Genomic DNA, 16,009 nt, shown 5'->3' with positions numbered 1-16,009 from the left:
AGGACGACAACTCCACCGGAATTGGTGTCTACTGATGACAGATGATTCTCAGGAGACGCCTACATGTCTGATTCGATACCAATTTCGTCACCCCCACCTATTGCTCCGCGAGCAATGACAATTGACCGTTTTGTAAGTGCCTACGGCGTTTCACGGGCGAAGACCTATCAGCTCTTGAAGGCGGGAGAATTGCGCGGCGTTAAGGTCGGCCGTCGAACTCTTATCCCCGCTGAGTCCGCTGAGACTTGGTTCGCGAGCTTGCCGGAGGCTTAGCAATGGCGGCAACGTCTCCAGCCCAGCTGCTTGATGAGATTGTTCATTTTCTCAAACGGTTCGTTTCTTACCCTAATGACGCCGATGCCTTTGCACATGCTTTATGGATTGCTCACACGCACATAATGGAAGCATGGGATAGCACGCCGCGCCTGGCGTTTCTCTCGCCCGAACCAGGAAGCGGCAAAACCCGAGCACTGGAAGTGACAGAACTCTTGGTGCCAAGGCCAATTGAATCAATCAACGTCAGTCCAGCGTACCTTTTTCGTAAAGTTGGCGACCCCGATGGCACGCCGACGATTCTCTTCGATGAGATAGACACAGTTTTCGGGCCTAAGGCTCGCGACAATGAAGAGTTGCGGGGGTTACTCAACGCTGGCCACCGTCGAGGCGCAACAGCGGGCCGATGCGTTGTCAAAGGCAAAGAAATTGAGACCGAGGAGCTGCCCGCTTATTGCGCCGTCGCAATGGCGGGGCTCGGAAAGTTGCCGGATACGATTTTATCGCGATCAATTGTCGTGAAAATGAAACGACGCGCCCTTCATGAAACTGTGGAGCCCTTTCGTCGACGAATTCATTCTCCCGACGGCCACACCCTGCGGGACCGCCTTGAATTGTGGTGCGAAAGCATCGGCGGCACTATCATGAATCCACCGCCCAAAATGCCGATACAAATCACTGATCGGAACGCAGATGTCTGGGAGCCTCTGATAGCTGTTGCTGATGCCGCAGGAGGGCGCTGGCCCGAACTAGCCCGTGATGCAGCTGTTGCACATGTTGCGCACATCAAGGAGGAAAGCCCAAGCCTAGGTGTTTCGCTCTTGGCCGATATCAAAATGTCTTTCAGAGGGGATATAAGGCTGCCAAGCCGGACCCTGGTCGCTCGCCTCAACTCGATGCCAGAAGCACCATGGGCCGAGCTTGATAACAAGCCCCTCAATCAACGGCGCCTAGCTCAATTGTTGAAGCAATATGATATATCACCCAAAGGCATAAGGGTTGAAGGCCTTACGCCGCGCGGCTACGAGCGCAGCGATTTTTGTGATGCTTGGAACCGGTACTTGCCGCCCTCTCGTTAACGATGCGCAACAAATGCAACAAGCATCTGCGGGCGTGAACCTGTTGCTCCACCGCCATTGCTTGCGGCGGTCGCAGAAAGCTAGTGATTTGGCAGCAAAATGCCCATTACTGCCTCTCCAATTTGCTTGGCCAGAAGAGGCGGGACCGCGTTTCCAACTTGAACAAATTGCTCGGTCCTATTGCCCAAAAAAAGATAATTGTCCGGAAATGTTTGCAGTCGGGCGGCTTCTCTCACAGTCAAGCTACGACATTGTGCGGGGTCGGGGTGGATGAAATAGTGGCCGTCTTTGGCAATATGACTCACAATCGTGGTTGACGGGTTGAGCCAGCCTTGGACACGAAAGCGATCAGCGAACTTACCGCTAGACCAATTTTTGTGATTTGGCGCGAGCTTCTGAGGAAAATCGTCAGCTTTTGCTGGCCGGCCATTTAAGCCCATAAATACTGAACAGAAAAAGTAACGAGCAATATCTGAGGCCATATGCCCCCTTGTTTCGTGCCCCTTGAGAATAGATAGGTTTTCATCTTCGATAAATTCCCGAAGCTCCGGGTTTTGGATGGAGCCAATTGGATACTCGGTGCTCGAGCGCGGCAAGATGGAATTCGAACTTTGGAAGTTACGCTTCGCACTTCGTGCCGCTTCTATAAGACTGCCAGATGCCGACTGAATAACAAGATCCATACCTTCTAAGACAGTATTCCTCCAATTTTCTGGTGAATCGTCTCTGCTTAATCCTGACCTTAGAGGGGGTAGCCCCGACAAGACATCTCCGACATTGGCACATGGCTTCGACCTTTCCGGCATGAAGGTCTTCATGGGGTCGATTTTTGCCTTGCGAAAAAGGTCCTTACGAATGCCAACTATTATTATCCGGTGTCGCGCTTGCGGCACCCCGTGCCGTTCTGATCGGATCAAGAAATCTCGATCCTCTAGCTGATCATTAAAAAGTAGCCCTTCATTCCGATTGGGAGACATAGCAACAAGCTGGTAGCCGCCGCCAACCGTGCCCGCGTTCTCGAGATCTTCCCGCACTTGAGCAAAGATTCGTCTGCCGGCGATCGAGGACGACAGCATGCCCTTTACATTTTCCATGACGAAAGCGGCCGGAGACAGGCGGTCGAGAATCCGAACATATTCTTGATAGAGAAAGTGCCTTGAATCCTCTTCGGCAACATAGCTGGTTTTGCCGAGATTCCGTGATCGCCCCACAAGAGAATACGCTTGGCAAGGCGGCCCACCGATTACCACGATGTCGGCGCCGCCGTTAGCTTTGTCCGTCAAAAGACTCTCGAGGCGCTCACCTACAGCTTCGTCATCGGCTGGGTTACCTAGTTCTTTCGGCGAATAAAGCGTTTCCCAGACAGCCGCTTCCCATTCTACCGGATTAGTTTGTTTTAGTTTTAAAAAAGCTCGATCAGATTCTTCGCGGCTCAGTGCATTCGCAAACTCGTAGTATGTGTCTGGAAGTTGTCGATATTTAAACTGTCGGGTGAAAGCTCTAAGAGTCAGAGTTTTATGCGCAGAGGCCTCCTTCTCAACGGAGGTTACAACCTTGAAAACCCTGTCACCATTTTCGTTCAGAACCGACGAAAAGCCCTCTGCCAAGCCGCCCGGACCAGCGAAAAGGTCTACAACCCTAATCTCACCTTCCATGTCAATTCGCCTTCAGACTTGACCTTAGCACTGTCTACCAGGACCGTGGCGGAATGCCAGGGGCATAGATCAGTGGCCGATATAGTAAATAAAGAAACACGTTCGAAAATGATGGCTGGGATTGGCCACAAAGACACCAAGCCAGAACTAGTGTTGCGGCGCGGGTTGCATGCCAAAGGCTATCGATTTCGCCTGCATGACAAGTGTCTTCCAGGTAAGCCAGACATTGTCCTCCCTAAATATAAGTCTGCAATCTTCGTTCATGGATGTTTTTGGCACCGCCACCCGGGTTGCAAGTTCGCAACCACGCCAAGAACAAGAGCAGAATTTTGGGCTAAAAAGTTCGATGAAAATGTAGCTCGGGACCTACGAAATTCTGAAGCGCTCGCCGAGCTTGGTTGGCGCGTCCATGTGGTGTGGGAATGCGAGTTGAAGGCTCTTGCACTGGAAGAAACGCTTAAGGCCGTCTCTAATTGGATCAGCAAAGAGGGGACGTGATCAAGAGATCTGGCTAACGCAGCTTCCGCGATTTTAGGCCTAGCCAAAACATATCGCATAGGTTGATTGCTGTAGTGTCTTCGTTAGGCTGATTTTCAGCGGATTGCTTGGGTGTGTGACATTCTTGTAGCTGGGTTTGCATTACTTGCGGTGAGTTATGGAAGACAGAATCAGAAAAGCCATGCGCGAATATGGAATCGCCCTAGAAGCGGCTGTCGAGCGCGTCCGAAATGATACCCGGCAAACTATAATTGACCTTCAAGGTGACGCCGTCGCTGAGAGGAGCTTCTTAGAAAATCTTGAAACAAAGTTGGAGCTGGCTCAAGCAAATCTGATAAGGCAAAGCGAAGAAAGGAGAGAGTTCCTTAGGGCAAACGCAATTCTAAGGGGCGATCCCGGGCACACTTGGTACCCTGGCCCTGGAACAAGCGAAGAGAGCCCGCGTTGGTTTGAATATTGTAGGAAATTGGCAGCAAAACCTGCTTTCGACGACGAAGTCATCAAGGTCATCGACAAAGACTCAACAGCGATTGTTTCTCGATTGATCCCGCCTTCGGGACCTACTGATAGTGGTCGAGGCTTGGTTTTGGGTCATGTCCAATCAGGGAAAACAGCCAACATGATGGCTGTGATTTCCAAGGCGGCGGATGCCGGGTTTAAGTTAGTAATAGTTTTGGCTGGATTGACAAAAGCGCTTCGAAGCCAAACCCAATTGCGAATCGACAAGGATTTGATTTTTGGTACCGAAAACCTTTGGTACCAGCACACGAAGTCTTCGTCCCCCGATCAGCCAGACCAAGATTTCAAAGGGCTTGGGGCCGGAAATTTCCAGTCCATGCAACAGCAAACACAAATCTTAGTAATTAAAAAGAACGTCAGCCCACTGAAGCTAGTATTGGGTCATTTGAAAGAGACTTCCGGCGGCAATCTAAATGACCTTCCCGCCCTAATAATCGATGACGAGTGCGATCAGGCCAGCATTAACACGGCCGGAAGTGAATGGGAAACAACAGCAATAAACGGGTTTATCCGTGAAATATTGGATAAGTTACCTCGAAGCTCTTACGTCGGTTACACTGCGACACCATTTGCAAATGTTCTTATCGACCCGCGAATTGACCCCGGGCGGCACGAAGACCTTTACCCTCGGGATTTCGTTTACCCGCTAAAGACAAGCGACAAGTATTTCGGACCTGAGCGTCTTTATGGACGTAGTCAGTTGGATAGCGATGCGGAGGCTCCGGATTCATCAGGGCTCGATGTAATCCGGCGCGTTCCGGATGACGAAGTGTCAGCGCTTCGTCCCGCTCGAAAAGACAAGGAGACGTTCGAACCTGAATTGCCGCGATCTCTATTAGACTCACTCGATTATTATCTTCTCGCCGTCGCAGCCAGAAGGATCCGAGGGCAGAGAGGCGAACATGCCTCAATGTTGGTTCACAGCACATTGTATACGCGCCCTCATCAAGCAATTGCAGACAAAATTTCTGAGGATTGGCTCGAACCAACCATAGCAAATCTTACCATCAACGACCAAGGGACCTTGGATCGGTTGCGTCGTAGATTCATTAGCGAATTCAACCGGGTGGACCCAAAACAATTCGGACTTCCAGAACATGATTTCGATGAGCTGACCCCTGAACTAAAACTTGTGGCTGAGAGCATTCAGGTTGCAGTCGAAAACATGGATAGTGACACCCGATTAGACTACGAAAGTGATCCGAAGCCCAAGACATACGTTGTGGTTGGAGGCTCGGTGCTGGCTCGCGGCTTGACTATTGAAGGCTTGACCGTCAGCTATTTCACTCGGCCCTCGACGCAGTTCGACACCCTTCTGCAAATGGGACGTTGGTTCGGATACAGAGAAGGGTTTGAAGATCTTCCAAGAATTTGGATGACCAAAGAGCTCGAGCAAGCTTTCCATGACTTGGCCACGGTGGAAGCTGAAATTCGACACGATATTAAAACTGCTATTGAAAAAGGTCTCACGCCTTCCGAGCTGGCTGTTCGCGTTAGGATGATTCCTGGTATGCGAGCTACTGCGGCTTCGAAGTTAACGGGAGCGGCTCCAGTTAGCACTAGCTTCGCAGGCAAGCATCGCGGAACCCTTTACTTTGAACATGAAGATAAGGATTGGTTGGCCAGAAACTGGACCGCTGGTGAACGATTGATTGAGGAATCGCTTTCGCAAACCGGGTTGTCTGAAATGCCGAGTGATAGGGTAATTCGAGCGGTCCCGCGCGTGGTCATTGAGAGATTCCTTGAGGCCGACGACGGATACCAGATTCACGATCGCCAAATCGGAATGTCAGCCTCAGATATCTTGGAATTTATTCGTGAGGTGGACACTGACAAAGATGGCAATCCTCTCCTTGAGAATTGGAATGTCGCTATCGTTGAACCCCAGCAAGTTCGAAATGGCTCAATGCCTACCCTTGGGAAGGCTGGCACCGTTAAGTGCCATAATCGATCCCGCCTCATAAAGCCCGCTCCGCCGCCGGCCTACATTAAAGGCCTTATGAGCGCTAGGGATATTTGGGTTGATGTAAAAGATGCCCGCGACAACCAAGCCAGTGGATGGGATGAAATAAAAGAAGCTCGGCGGAGAATCCAAATTGATTCAGGAGCCGAAATGCCGCTTCTGATGCTGTACGCAATTGACCGAATGTCACCAACGTCATCCGAACACCGGGTGGCATTGGATGCAGTTGCAGATGTGCTCGCGGTGGGAATGGTATTTCCAGATCGCGATCATCCAGAGGGATATTGGTCAGTGGAGCACGCGCTTTTATCAGATTCCGCCGAGGAAGACGAAGAATTCATTGAAGCTGTACAAGAGGCTGAAGAAGCCAATCAGATAGCCTTGGCTGCGCAACCTGCCGAAGGTCAAGCAAATGCCTGAGATCTTCTGGGGAGTAATTAGGGAGCGGGTGCAATCAAATGGCGCGAGCGAATCATCTGGAATTGATACGGAACCTTTAGGTTGCAACACTCGAGTTGGGCCGGTGCGAATAGCGCTCGGCGATGCCGGTGCCGCAAGATTACTGGTTCCGGTCAAGCTCGAAGAGAACAGGTTTGAATGTGAAACGGGTCCCAATTTATACGCCCGATTGAGCATGCTTAGTTTGGACGGCCAACCTCGACAATTCATTGACCTTTGCTGTAACGCCGCAGACCTCGAGCCCATTTTCTCGGATTTTTGTGAGCAAGTTTGCCGTCATCTGGATTCAGGCTTAACCGGAAAACCTGCGGTACTAAAAACTATCGAGGAATTCCGCCAGCTATTTCAGCGTGAAAATCAAAAATCTGTGGAGCTTTCGAAAGTTCTTGGCTTGTTAGGTGAGCTCAGTCTTTTGAATGACTTGCTGGAGCAAAACGAACGTGCAGCAGCAACTTGGCTTGGGTCCGGGCCTCACAGGCGCGATTTCGTAGGGACGGCGATCGCTGCGGAGGTAAAAGCAAGTGTGCGTCGAGGTCAGCCGATCGTGACAATTTCGTCTATTGATCAGCTAGAACCTGGAACCGACGAAGAGCTGTTTCTCGTTTACTACAGATTTGAAGAAGTAGGCGGAAATGGACTTCGCGTTTCGGCGCTTGTCGAAGCGGCGCGAGAAAACGCTGTTGACTTGGATCACCTAAACAAACGGTTGGAGGCAGCCGGGTTCGATAATGATGCTCGAGCAGCTTGGGACGCGCGAGCCTTTCGCGTTGTGGAGCGGAGAATGTATTCGGTACCGGCTGATTTCCCACGATTGGGCAGGGACTTGATGATTGATGGGCAACTTCGCCCTGGCGTCTCGAATGTTAAGTACGATCTCGATCTGGATCATGCTTCCGAATGGCGGCTTGATCCGCCTAAGGAACAGGATTTCTTGACACGATTGGCTGGGGCAACCAGTGAAGCTTGATATCCAAAGCGAAGCATTTCCGCCAACCGGCGCATTTTCAGGAGACGGCGCAACGAAGCTGTTGGGCACACCCCGAAATGATCCATTTCAAACCGTCCTACGTGAAGCCGTACAAAACTGTTGGGATGCACGCCGGGACGACGTCAAGGCATCGGGCTTAGGTATTGATATCCATGTGCGGCTCAGAACGTTAGATGGCAACGCGCTTCGTAGAGTTCTGAACGTAGTTCTCTCTGAGCTCCCACCCCCCGAAAGTGGCGCTTCTTTTTCAAACTTAACAGCAGCAACAGAAGCCGATTCTCTACGAATACTAGAGATATCAGACTTCGGAACAGACGGGCTTGCGGGCCCGACCCGTTCTGATCAGCCACGCCGGCAAGGCCAAAAAAGCGACTTTGTCGACTTCTTTCGTGACATAGGAGCACCACAGGACAAGGCGCAAGGTGGAGGAACCTATGGGTACGGAAAATCATCTTTGTATCATGCAAGCCGATGTCGAACGATCTTCGTAGATTCCCTAACCACCCACAACGATCAGAAAGTGCGCCGGCTGATGGGGTGTCATATCGGTGGATCTTACTCTGTACTGGAAGGCGATAGCCCAGGTCGATTCACCGGAAGGCATTGGTGGGGAAGGATGGCAGAGAACGTCATCGAGCCCGCCGAGGGGCAAGAAGCGACCGCTATCGCTGATTTGCTAGAGTGCCTGCCACGACCAGGTGAGGAATTTGGAACCTCAATACTCATCCTCGACCCTGATCTTCCCGGCAATCCGGATGATGGAACGTTAGATTTAGGTAGGACCATTCGTGAGGTGCTGCTTTGGAACTTTTGGCCTAAACTTATTCCAAAACAAGACGATACTCGGGCAATTACTTTTCATTGCGAGGTTGACGGAGAGAAAATAGAAATCCCAGACCCCTCGGAGTGCCCACCATTCGACACATTCGTCACCGCCTTAACCTCAATCCGTTCTGGAAACGGCAAACCTGTAATGACGACGGGGCGCGCGCCTGTTCGTGTTGGCTATATAGCGACTCACCGAAAGCTAGCGGAACCCCGAAGCCCTTTGCTGTGTGGTGTCGAAAACTCAATTGTGCCAAACCAATTGGTTCATATCGCGGTCATGCGTCCGGTAGAGTTGGTGGTTAGGTATTTTGTCTTCGATTCGGGACGGGCGGATGGTGTAGATAGCGCAGGAGTTTTCGTATCGGATACCGACGATGCGATAGAATCTGCGTTCGCGAGGGCTGAACCACCTGCACATGACGATTGGGTGGTGGACTCCCTGCCCAAAAGGTCCTTACCGAAGAAGTATGTCCAACGAGCACTGGCGGCCGTACGGGAAGAAGGGATGGCGTGGGGTGCGCCTAGTCTCAGACCGTCCGCTGGTGAAGGTGATGTTGTCGATGGCGCTGCGAAGCGGTTGGGCAGATTCTTGCCAACCGAATCTGGGCCCGACCACAGGCGCGCCTCAGTACAACGGACAAGTAAAGCTGGCGTTGAGGAACGGCAGAAATCAGCAATTCCAATAGGTCTTCGCGAGGATGCGCGATCGGGCGCGATAAGCGCTGAATTTAGCGTCGAAGTAAGTAGCGTGAGCCCACAAGAACCAGTGACGGTAAAGGCAGTTCCGCTTGTGGTTAGAGAGGGGCGTCCTGATCGAAGTGCATCGGGAAAAACACTTCCCAACGGTGGGAAGGTAGATGTCATTGCCTGGATGGACGCAGCAGGAAACGTCGTTTCTAAGGGCGCGATCGCCAAATTGTCGAAAAGCGGGACCTACACGTTCAACGTAACGCTTCCCGAGCCTGTCGCGATAGCGGTTGATCTAGAGTGGCGCAGATGAACATTCAGCTCCCCTTTTTATCCGTTTTACAGCCAGACACTATCACCAGGTCTGCATGGGTCATTCGAATAGTGGCAGCCGATGGTTCAGAAACGATCGCCACTGAGCCCGCAGAACTTTCCGACCTCACGCCGAATTGTAAACTGGAAGCACAGTGTCGCATTTCGTTCGACGGTAAGGCCGTCGCTGGCGAGTGCGGACTAGGCGTTGGGAGCTTACTGCAGCTAAACGGCTTGATCTCGACTGGTGCAGGTCGATTTGGTGCAATTCGTCGCTGTCTAGTTCAGAAGCAGCTAGAAACACGAGAGATCTTTGATTCGAGGATAGAATTGAAGGTCGACGTTAGAGATCTGAACACTAGAGTCCATTTTGATCTCGAACTTGTACTGTTGAATAGATCAGAGCCAAGTTCTGCGCTTGCGGCGAGCGAGAAAGGAAGCCGGCTATGGTCCGATCGGTATTCGGCGGCGCTTGGTGGCGCACGCCAGTTTCCTATGGCTGTAGTTTCTTTTAACTCGGAATTTCCGAAACCTCTCGAGCGGAGCGCGCCATGGAGGCTATACGTCGCCGGCAACCCGGACCTCGATTTTCAATCTGCAGTTACTTTGTTTTTAAATGGTGACAACAAAGAGCTGATGGAGCGGGTTGAGAACGCGGATGACGTGACGCTCAACACAATCATGGCCGATGCGGCGTTCTTGCTCATTCAACATGTGGCGCGAAGCGAGTCTGATTTGTCATCGGATAACCCATATTCACTAAAGGGCGTATGCGGAGCTTGGTGCCAACAAATTTTTGGTGTGACGAATTGCTCCGACATAAACGATTTTCTTGACACGGACCCTGTTAGAGCTCGGGCGTTGGTGGCTGGGTGGGCCAATTAGCAATGCGGTATATGCCACGCCTCAGAAGCCATTTAGCTGAACAGTATGCATTGGAGTTGACAGCGATTTGTGACCATACGCAGATCAGTTTTGATCAAAGCAGGTTGGTCAGTGAAGGTGTATGGTTCGCGGGGCCCGGCGGAAACAGATTGACTGTTTCGGAAATGATGGACCTTCGGAAAGGAATTGAACGCCTAGCTGAATCTGCTGGATTTCCTGACACCAAGCAGCGTGCATCGTTCGACAGGGCTTGCATCTCTTATTTCGCGGAGACTTTGGCCAAATGGGTAAGCCCAGGCGAAGGGCTGGAAGATGAAGTGTGGATGTGGTTTGCGATCAATCTAGCGCCCGATTTCACAGTTTGGCGATTCCCCAATCCGAACAGGTCTCGATTACTTGGCGGAAACCGAAATATGTTTGGTCGGCTTTGGACAAGAAGCCAAGTGTTTGATCGGGGCCTAGAGCATCCAAGTCGCTGGGGAGTGGCTAGCCGGATTCTAGAAGACGCAATGGTAGCAATTTGTGAGCGACCATCGGTGGTCCGGGACCAGCGCTTAGCTTTGGCGATCGGTGAAGCTTGGCTGAACGCGTCGACGAAGTCATCTGGCGATGCTTTACAGCAAGCAACCCGCGATGTGCTCAAGGCAGTTGTCGCAAGAAACGAGGTAATTTGTCTAGCTTCGGTGGGAAAGCCCGAACTATCAGACTTCTTAGACAGGTGTTTCAGAGTTGCCTTGGCCGACAGCCAATCGAAGGAGCGTTGAGCGGTTGTAAGCCATCGATTCAGCGCTCGTCCAAATGTGTGGAGATCAACAACCAGCAAATCGCCAATGCTTTTTAAGGTCAGTTTTCTGGCACTAATGAATGGGCGGGAAGCTGATCGAGATGAGCCTGTCAAAAAAGGGTGAAGTCAGGATCTGTGAACCTCGAGCAAATTGGCCGTGGTCAAGAGATCCAGAGAGTTCACCAACTTTGGGAGTAGAATGAAACTGGATGATGGGATAATCGCGGAAATTGAAGCTCGGCTAAATGGCTTGGCAGCTGAAGAGCTCGAGGAACTTTCACTTAGCAATCGCAAGCAAGAGCGCGCCGATTTCGCGGAATTTGAAGCTGCGCTGAAAAATGATCGGTGTAGCCTTTGCGGCAACCCAATCTCACACTTTTCAATCAAAAAACCTTGCCTGCATTGGTTGCTAAAGCCCAAAGGCTTCAAGCCAAAGCACCTACCCGTATTGTACGCCACCACCACTTTCCACCATATGGATACCTTTTTGCGTTGGGCTGCAAATTCGGAACGATTGTTTCAGAATATAAATGACCTCGTTGCTGAAAAATCGTCAGACAAGTTCATTGAGCACTCCATTAGATTCAGAAATTTGGAATGGGCGTTTTCCTGCGCCCAGTCTGACAGGCAGGGGCACGCAAGTTCGCAACATGGGCAGAACCCGCATTTCCACTTTCAAATGCAAATTGACGGTAGGCCGTTTATAAGATTCAACTCGTTCCATCTCGATTTTCGCGAATATGATGAGTTCTGCTTTGCGGTGAAAGCGGGCCGCTTCAAACGGCTTCGCGGCGGCCATTTTTGTGGGGCCGGAATGCAAGACTTGATCGATAGGGTTTCGCCTGAAACTCTAATCGAACTTTCAACGGCTTCCGATGATCCAAAAAATGCAGCTTTTGATATTAGCACGCTGATTGTTGCACCCGCAGGCGAAAGGCTAACGGGTGACGCTCTTCGCAAAATTATCGAAACACGAAAGAAAACAGGAAGGTCGTTTGCTTCAATTGTTCGAGATGAGCACCCAGCAGTTGGAGGGACTACCATCATTTCGCCAGGAGAAGGCGTCGCTCCAATGCGGCGAAGGAGCAGCTCAAGAGGACGCCAGAAGTAGAAAGCCAAGCGTAATATTGTGGGGCGATTCGGTCGTTTTCAGCAGTGACATCCGGTTCGCGAGTTCGTGTCCTGTAACGTTTTCAAAAAATTGCGGCGCTAGAAGCGCGAGCAGGGGAGGTGGCGAAACTCGCGGGACTCCAAAGGCGGGACCAGCATCCCCCGCCCCCCTTCTTTAACGCGACAATGGTCCACAATATCTATGTCCCTGCTCGACCCCAGCGGGCATCTTAATCTCTGACAATTGCCTCCCAAAGCTGTCTTTTTAAGATTTCTGCTGGGAATGTTCCGCAGTTAGACCGCGTCCAAGCATTTATGAACATGGGTAAGATTGTGGGTAAAAATACGCCCTCACATGCCTATCTATAAGAAAAACATATGGTAATTGCGAAAGAATGGAGCGGGCGATGAGATTCGAACTCACGACATTCACCTTGGCAAGGTGACGCTCTACCCCTGAGCTACGCCCGCTCAACATGGGGTACCGGCTGTTCGCCGGGAGGCGGGGTATATCGCGCAAACCTGCTGGCTTGGCAAGACGCAAGATTCAGCTAGCCCGAAACCGTCTCCAGATAGATGTCGAACCTGTCCTGGCCCCAGTATTTCGCCCCGTCCGCGACCAGGAAGGGGACGCCGAACACGCCGTGTTGTTGGACCGCCTGGCGGGCCGTGGCCATTTCGGCGTCCAGCCGCTTGTCGCAGGCCAGCTCCTCGGCGCCGGGCAGGTCGAGACCCAGTTCCGATGCCACCACGGCCAGCACGTCCGGACTGGCCAGATCCTTGCCCAGGCCCCAGCGGGCCTCGGACGCGGCCAGCGCGAAATCAAAGCCTCTGCCCTGCTGATCGGCCCAGTGAAAGGCGCGGAGCGGAAGATCTCCCCGGATTTCGAACGGATCCGGAAAGGCCAGCGGCAATCCCATCCGTTCGGTCATGCGCGGAATGTCCTCCAGATAATATTCCAGCTTGGGCTTTGAATCGGTGGGATTGAAGAAGGGTGCGCCGTCCGGCGGGCCGGTAAAGGGAATGGCGATCGCCTCGATGCCGGCGCGCTTCAGCTTGTGCAGGCCAAGGCGCGAATACGGGCTGCGGAAGGCAAAGAAGACAATCGGCTGGCTCATCGGGCGCTCCTTCTGGCTTTGCCGAGGCTAGCGGAAATTCGCACTTGATCCAGCCGGTAGAGACGGTTTTATCCCGGATATGCCTGCGACCCGCCAAGACCTGTTTGCGCTGTTCGACGAGCTCGGCATCGCGCATGCGACGACCGATCACGAGCCTGTCTTTACCGTCGAGGAGGGGGAGGCCATCAAGGCTGACCTGCCCGGCGGGCATACCAAGAATTTGTTTCTCAAGGACAAGAAGGGACGGCTGGTGCTGGTCTCGGCACTGGGCGACAGCGTGATCCGGGTCAACCGGTTGCACCGCCTGTTGGGCGCCCAGCGGTTTTCCTTCGCCCGGGAGGAGATCCTGTATGAAGCGCTGGGTGTGCGGCCGGGCTCGGTGACGGCGTTTGCGCTGATGAATGACCGGGACGGACAGGTCGCCTTCGTTCTCGACAGGGCCCTGCTGGAGCATGATCCGGTGAATTTTCACCCGCTCTCGAATGATGCCACAACGGCGATTGCCCGCGATGATCTGCTGAAATTCGCCCGGGCCACCGGCCATGAGCCGGTGATTGTCGATTTTGCCGCGCTGGCGGCGGAAGACTGACCTTGTAATGACCGCCTCCGCGCGCCAAGTAAGCGGCAGACAGACAGGAATTATGTGATGAGCGAGTTTTTCACCACCGACCCGAACGCCCAGCCCTCTGCCCCGCAGGGCGCGACCGCCGATCTTGTGAAGGATGGCACCGATCAGAGCTTCATGGCGGATGTGATCGAGCCGTCAAAGGACGTGCCGGTCATCGTTGATTTCTGGGCACCCTGGTGCGGTCCGTGCCGCCAGCTCGGCCCGGTGATCGAGCATGCTGTCAACAAGGCTGGCGGCAAGGTGCGGCTGGTCAAGGTCAATATCGATGAAAATCCCGGCGTCGCCCAGCAGCTGCGCGTGCAGTCCATTCCCGCGGTTTTCGCCTTCAAGGGCGGCCAGCCGGTTGATGGTTTCATGGGCGCCCTGCCGGAAAGCCAGATCAATGATTTCATCAAGCGCCTGACCGGTGACGGTCCGGATGCTGCGGAGATTGCCGCCATCCTGAAGCGCGCCGAGGAAAGCCTGAATTCCGGTGATCTCGGCGGTGCGGCGCAGGATTTCTCGCTGGCAGCCCAGTCCGATCCGGAAAACCCGGCTCCGATCGCTGGCATGGCGCGCGTTTTCATCGCCTCCGGCGAGCCTGACAAGGCACGTGAAGTGCTCCAGCATATTCCCGAAGACAAGATGGATGATGCCTCTGTTCAGGCCGTTCTGACGGCTCTGAAGCTGAACGAGGAAGCCGGCGATGCCGGCGAAGCCGGGGAGCTGGAAGCGAAAGTCGCCGCCAATCCGGACGATTTCGACGCCCGGTTCGAGCTGGCCAATGCGCTCGTGGGCAAGGGCGATCTGCAAGGCGCATCGGACCAGTTGTTTGCCATTCTTGAGGTCGATCAGGACTGGGAAGAGGGCAAGGCCAAGGCCCGCTTGCTCGAGATTTTCGAGGCCGCCGGCTTTGCATCGGACGTGGCCAAGAGCGGACGCCGCCGCCTTTCCGCCATGCTGTTTGCCTGACGCCAGCCCTTGGCAGACGCGGTTTGCCACCCTAGCTCAGTCATATGGCGACTCTACCGGATATCCTGCCTCTCTTTCCGCTGGGCGGTGCTATCTTGCTGCCCGGTGAGGTTTTGCCGCTGAACGTTTTCGAGCCGCGCTACCTCAACATGACGGATGATGCGATGGCCGGTCACAAGATGATCGGCATCGTCCAGACCCGTGCGGGCGGTGCAGTGGACAAGCCGGATATCGAGGCCGTCGGCGGCGCGGGCGTGATCATCCAGCATTCCGAAACCGATGACGGGCGTTATCTCATCGTCCTGCAGGGCGTGTCGCGTTTTGAAATCCGCCAGGAGCTGGACGAGAAAACGCCCTATCGCACCGCCCGGGTCGACTGGTCGATATTCGATGCTGACAGGCGCGCGCCTGAAGCGCTGATCAATGCCGACCGCGAGCGTTTCTCGGCGCTTTTACGCGGCTGGTTCGCCAATGAAGGCATCCAGTGCGACTGGTCCAGTGTCGATGCCGCGCCGATCGTCCGGGTGGTCGACCAGATCGCCATGAACGCTCCCTTCGCTGCGAAGGAAAAGCAGGCGCTTCTGGAAGCCGAGGATGTGCGCATGCGCTATGATCTGATGACCGCGCTGCTGGAAAAGAAGCTGGCCGAGGGCGCGGGCGGTACACCGAACTAGCAAGCCGGCCCTGCCAGGGATAAGACGGACAGATGAGCGAAGAACACACAGCCCCGCAAAAGGATGTCGATCCGAAACTGCTTGAAGTCCTTGTCTGCCCGGTGACGCGCGGACCGCTGACCTATGACCGCAAGGCCAATGAGCTGGTCTCGAAGCAGGCACGTCTCGCCTTCCCGATCCGGGAAGGTGTGCCGATCATGCTGCCCGACGAGGCCCGCGAACTGACGGATGCAGAAGCAAGATGACTAACGCCTGGCCCACCAAGCTGGACTTCTCGCGCTCGCGCAAGGTCCTGACCATGACCTTCGATGACGGGCAGACCGGCGAGGTCTCCTACGAGCTCCTGCGCACGGAATCACCCAGTGCCGAAGTGCAGGGCCATGCGCCCGAGCAGAAGCAGATTGTCACCGGCAAGGAAAATGTCGGCGTCGTCGCGGCCAATCCGGTGGGCCGCTATGCCGTCCAGATCGTTTTCGATGACGGCCATGATTCAGGGCTTTTCACCTGGGATTATCTGCGCGCCCTGGCGGGGTTGAACTGAAGAAATTTTTCTCCCCCTGCTTGCGGGGGGAGTGTCCCGAAGGGACGAGGGGGGCGA

The 16,009-nt window shown here is 53.7% G+C and carries 16 protein-coding genes and 1 tRNA gene; 14 read left to right on the top strand and 3 right to left on the bottom strand.

The features are described from left to right. The first annotated feature begins 63 nt into the window (after positions 1–63). Together V0U79_RS13690 and V0U79_RS08980 are read left to right on the top strand one after the other, a co-directional pair. Positions 64–273 carry an excisionase family DNA-binding protein gene (locus tag V0U79_RS13690; RefSeq protein ID WP_373696460.1) on the top strand — a complete coding sequence of 70 codons (210 nt, stop codon included), beginning with the start codon at positions 64–66 and terminating at the stop codon, positions 271–273. A 2-nt stretch (positions 274–275) separates the two neighbouring features. Then, positions 276–1,352: a DUF3631 domain-containing protein gene (locus V0U79_RS08980; protein WP_330199162.1), complete on the top strand. Its 1,077-nt coding sequence runs from the start codon at positions 276–278 to the stop codon at positions 1,350–1,352. 80 nt (positions 1,353–1,432) lie between these two features. On the opposite strand, the gene V0U79_RS08975 is transcribed toward V0U79_RS08980, so the two are convergent. After that, on the bottom strand, positions 1,433–3,007 hold the full coding sequence (locus V0U79_RS08975; protein WP_330199161.1) for a DNA cytosine methyltransferase: 1,575 nt from the start codon (positions 3,005–3,007) through the stop codon (positions 1,433–1,435). 72 nt (positions 3,008–3,079) lie between these two features. Here V0U79_RS08975 and V0U79_RS08970 point away from each other — a divergent pair, with 72 nt between their 5' ends. The 7 genes from V0U79_RS08970 (at position 3,080) to V0U79_RS08940 (ending at position 12,041) form a co-directional block, all read left to right on the top strand. Then, complete coding sequence (locus V0U79_RS08970) at positions 3,080–3,505, top strand: very short patch repair endonuclease (protein ID WP_330199160.1); 426 nt, start codon at positions 3,080–3,082, stop codon at positions 3,503–3,505. A 157-nt stretch (positions 3,506–3,662) separates the two neighbouring features. Beyond that, complete coding sequence (locus V0U79_RS08965; protein WP_330199159.1) at positions 3,663–6,407, top strand: Z1 domain-containing protein; 2,745 nt, start codon at positions 3,663–3,665, stop codon at positions 6,405–6,407. Next, positions 6,400–7,413 carry a PD-(D/E)XK motif protein gene (locus tag V0U79_RS08960; protein ID WP_330199158.1) on the top strand — a complete coding sequence of 338 codons (1,014 nt, stop codon included), beginning with the start codon at positions 6,400–6,402 and terminating at the stop codon, positions 7,411–7,413. The genes V0U79_RS08965 and V0U79_RS08960 overlap by 8 nt, the downstream gene beginning before the upstream one ends. Further along, complete coding sequence (locus tag V0U79_RS08955; RefSeq protein ID WP_330199157.1) at positions 7,403–9,262, top strand: hypothetical protein; 1,860 nt, start codon at positions 7,403–7,405, stop codon at positions 9,260–9,262. Before V0U79_RS08960 ends, V0U79_RS08955 begins: the two co-directional genes overlap by 11 nt. Then, positions 9,259–10,146: a hypothetical protein gene (locus tag V0U79_RS08950; RefSeq protein ID WP_330199156.1), complete on the top strand. Its 888-nt coding sequence runs from the start codon at positions 9,259–9,261 to the stop codon at positions 10,144–10,146. Before V0U79_RS08955 ends, V0U79_RS08950 begins: the two co-directional genes overlap by 4 nt. Positions 10,147–10,157: 11 nt before the next feature. Then, positions 10,158–10,910, top strand: a complete 753-nt coding sequence (locus tag V0U79_RS08945) for a DUF6339 family protein (RefSeq protein ID WP_330199155.1) — start codon at positions 10,158–10,160, stop codon at positions 10,908–10,910. A gap of 219 nt (positions 10,911–11,129) precedes the next feature. Further along, positions 11,130–12,041 (top strand): hypothetical protein, encoded by a 912-nt coding sequence (locus tag V0U79_RS08940; RefSeq protein WP_330199154.1) that lies wholly within the window; start codon positions 11,130–11,132, stop codon positions 12,039–12,041. Between the two features lie 395 nt (positions 12,042–12,436). Here V0U79_RS08940 and V0U79_RS08935 read toward each other — a convergent pair. After that, positions 12,437–12,511, bottom strand: a tRNA-Gly gene (locus V0U79_RS08935). An 80-nt stretch (positions 12,512–12,591) separates the two neighbouring features. Beyond that, positions 12,592–13,158: a 2-hydroxychromene-2-carboxylate isomerase gene (locus V0U79_RS08930; protein WP_330199153.1), complete on the bottom strand. Its 567-nt coding sequence runs from the start codon at positions 13,156–13,158 to the stop codon at positions 12,592–12,594. 79 nt (positions 13,159–13,237) lie between these two features. Here V0U79_RS08930 and V0U79_RS08925 point away from each other — a divergent pair, with 79 nt between their 5' ends. Genes V0U79_RS08925 through V0U79_RS08905 form a run of 5 tightly spaced genes read left to right on the top strand, consistent with a single transcriptional unit; the run spans position 13,238 to position 15,952 of the window. After that, positions 13,238–13,747, top strand: a complete 510-nt coding sequence (locus tag V0U79_RS08925) for a prolyl-tRNA synthetase associated domain-containing protein (RefSeq protein WP_330199152.1) — start codon at positions 13,238–13,240, stop codon at positions 13,745–13,747. Between the two features lie 57 nt (positions 13,748–13,804). Further along, entirely contained in the window at positions 13,805–14,737 is a 933-nt protein-coding gene (gene trxA, locus V0U79_RS08920) for a thioredoxin (protein ID WP_330199151.1), read from the top strand. 44 nt (positions 14,738–14,781) lie between these two features. Continuing rightward, on the top strand, positions 14,782–15,411 hold the full coding sequence (locus tag V0U79_RS08915) for an LON peptidase substrate-binding domain-containing protein (RefSeq protein WP_330199150.1): 630 nt from the start codon (positions 14,782–14,784) through the stop codon (positions 15,409–15,411). A 32-nt stretch (positions 15,412–15,443) separates the two neighbouring features. Next, positions 15,444–15,656 carry a Trm112 family protein gene (locus V0U79_RS08910; protein ID WP_330199149.1) on the top strand — a complete coding sequence of 71 codons (213 nt, stop codon included), beginning with the start codon at positions 15,444–15,446 and terminating at the stop codon, positions 15,654–15,656. Next, positions 15,653–15,952 carry a gamma-butyrobetaine hydroxylase family protein gene (locus V0U79_RS08905; protein WP_330199148.1) on the top strand — a complete coding sequence of 100 codons (300 nt, stop codon included), beginning with the start codon at positions 15,653–15,655 and terminating at the stop codon, positions 15,950–15,952. The genes V0U79_RS08910 and V0U79_RS08905 overlap by 4 nt, the downstream gene beginning before the upstream one ends. The last annotated feature ends 57 nt before the right edge of the window (positions 15,953–16,009 follow it).

Origin of the sequence: Hyphobacterium lacteum (genome assembly GCF_036330345.1) — a bacterium.
Classification (GTDB): domain Bacteria; phylum Pseudomonadota; class Alphaproteobacteria; order Caulobacterales; family Maricaulaceae; genus Hyphobacterium; species Hyphobacterium lacteum.
Note: the sequence above shows the minus strand (reverse complement) of the source record. Positions and strands in the feature narration are given on the sequence as shown.

Excerpts from the sequence above, each read along its gene's own strand:
- V0U79_RS08910 (WP_330199149.1), top strand. The coding sequence starts at position 15,444 with ATGAGCGAAGAACACACAGCCCCGCAAAAGGATGTCGATCCGAAACTG.
- V0U79_RS08975 (WP_330199161.1), bottom strand. The coding sequence starts at position 3,007 with ATGGAAGGTGAGATTAGGGTTGTAGACCTTTTCGCTGGTCCGGGCGGC.
- V0U79_RS08965 (WP_330199159.1), top strand. The coding sequence starts at position 3,663 with ATGGAAGACAGAATCAGAAAAGCCATGCGCGAATATGGAATCGCCCTA.
- V0U79_RS08925 (WP_330199152.1), top strand. The coding sequence starts at position 13,238 with ATGCCTGCGACCCGCCAAGACCTGTTTGCGCTGTTCGACGAGCTCGGC.
- V0U79_RS08945 (WP_330199155.1), top strand. The coding sequence starts at position 10,158 with ATGCCACGCCTCAGAAGCCATTTAGCTGAACAGTATGCATTGGAGTTG.
- V0U79_RS08940 (WP_330199154.1), top strand. The coding sequence starts at position 11,130 with ATGAAACTGGATGATGGGATAATCGCGGAAATTGAAGCTCGGCTAAAT.
- V0U79_RS08980 (WP_330199162.1), top strand. The coding sequence starts at position 276 with ATGGCGGCAACGTCTCCAGCCCAGCTGCTTGATGAGATTGTTCATTTT.
- V0U79_RS08930 (WP_330199153.1), bottom strand. The coding sequence starts at position 13,158 with ATGAGCCAGCCGATTGTCTTCTTTGCCTTCCGCAGCCCGTATTCGCGC.
- V0U79_RS13690 (WP_373696460.1), top strand. The coding sequence starts at position 64 with ATGTCTGATTCGATACCAATTTCGTCACCCCCACCTATTGCTCCGCGA.
- V0U79_RS08905 (WP_330199148.1), top strand. The coding sequence starts at position 15,653 with ATGACTAACGCCTGGCCCACCAAGCTGGACTTCTCGCGCTCGCGCAAG.
- V0U79_RS08960 (WP_330199158.1), top strand. The coding sequence starts at position 6,400 with ATGCCTGAGATCTTCTGGGGAGTAATTAGGGAGCGGGTGCAATCAAAT.
- V0U79_RS08950 (WP_330199156.1), top strand. The coding sequence starts at position 9,259 with ATGAACATTCAGCTCCCCTTTTTATCCGTTTTACAGCCAGACACTATC.
- V0U79_RS08915 (WP_330199150.1), top strand. The coding sequence starts at position 14,782 with ATGGCGACTCTACCGGATATCCTGCCTCTCTTTCCGCTGGGCGGTGCT.
- trxA (WP_330199151.1), top strand. The coding sequence starts at position 13,805 with ATGAGCGAGTTTTTCACCACCGACCCGAACGCCCAGCCCTCTGCCCCG.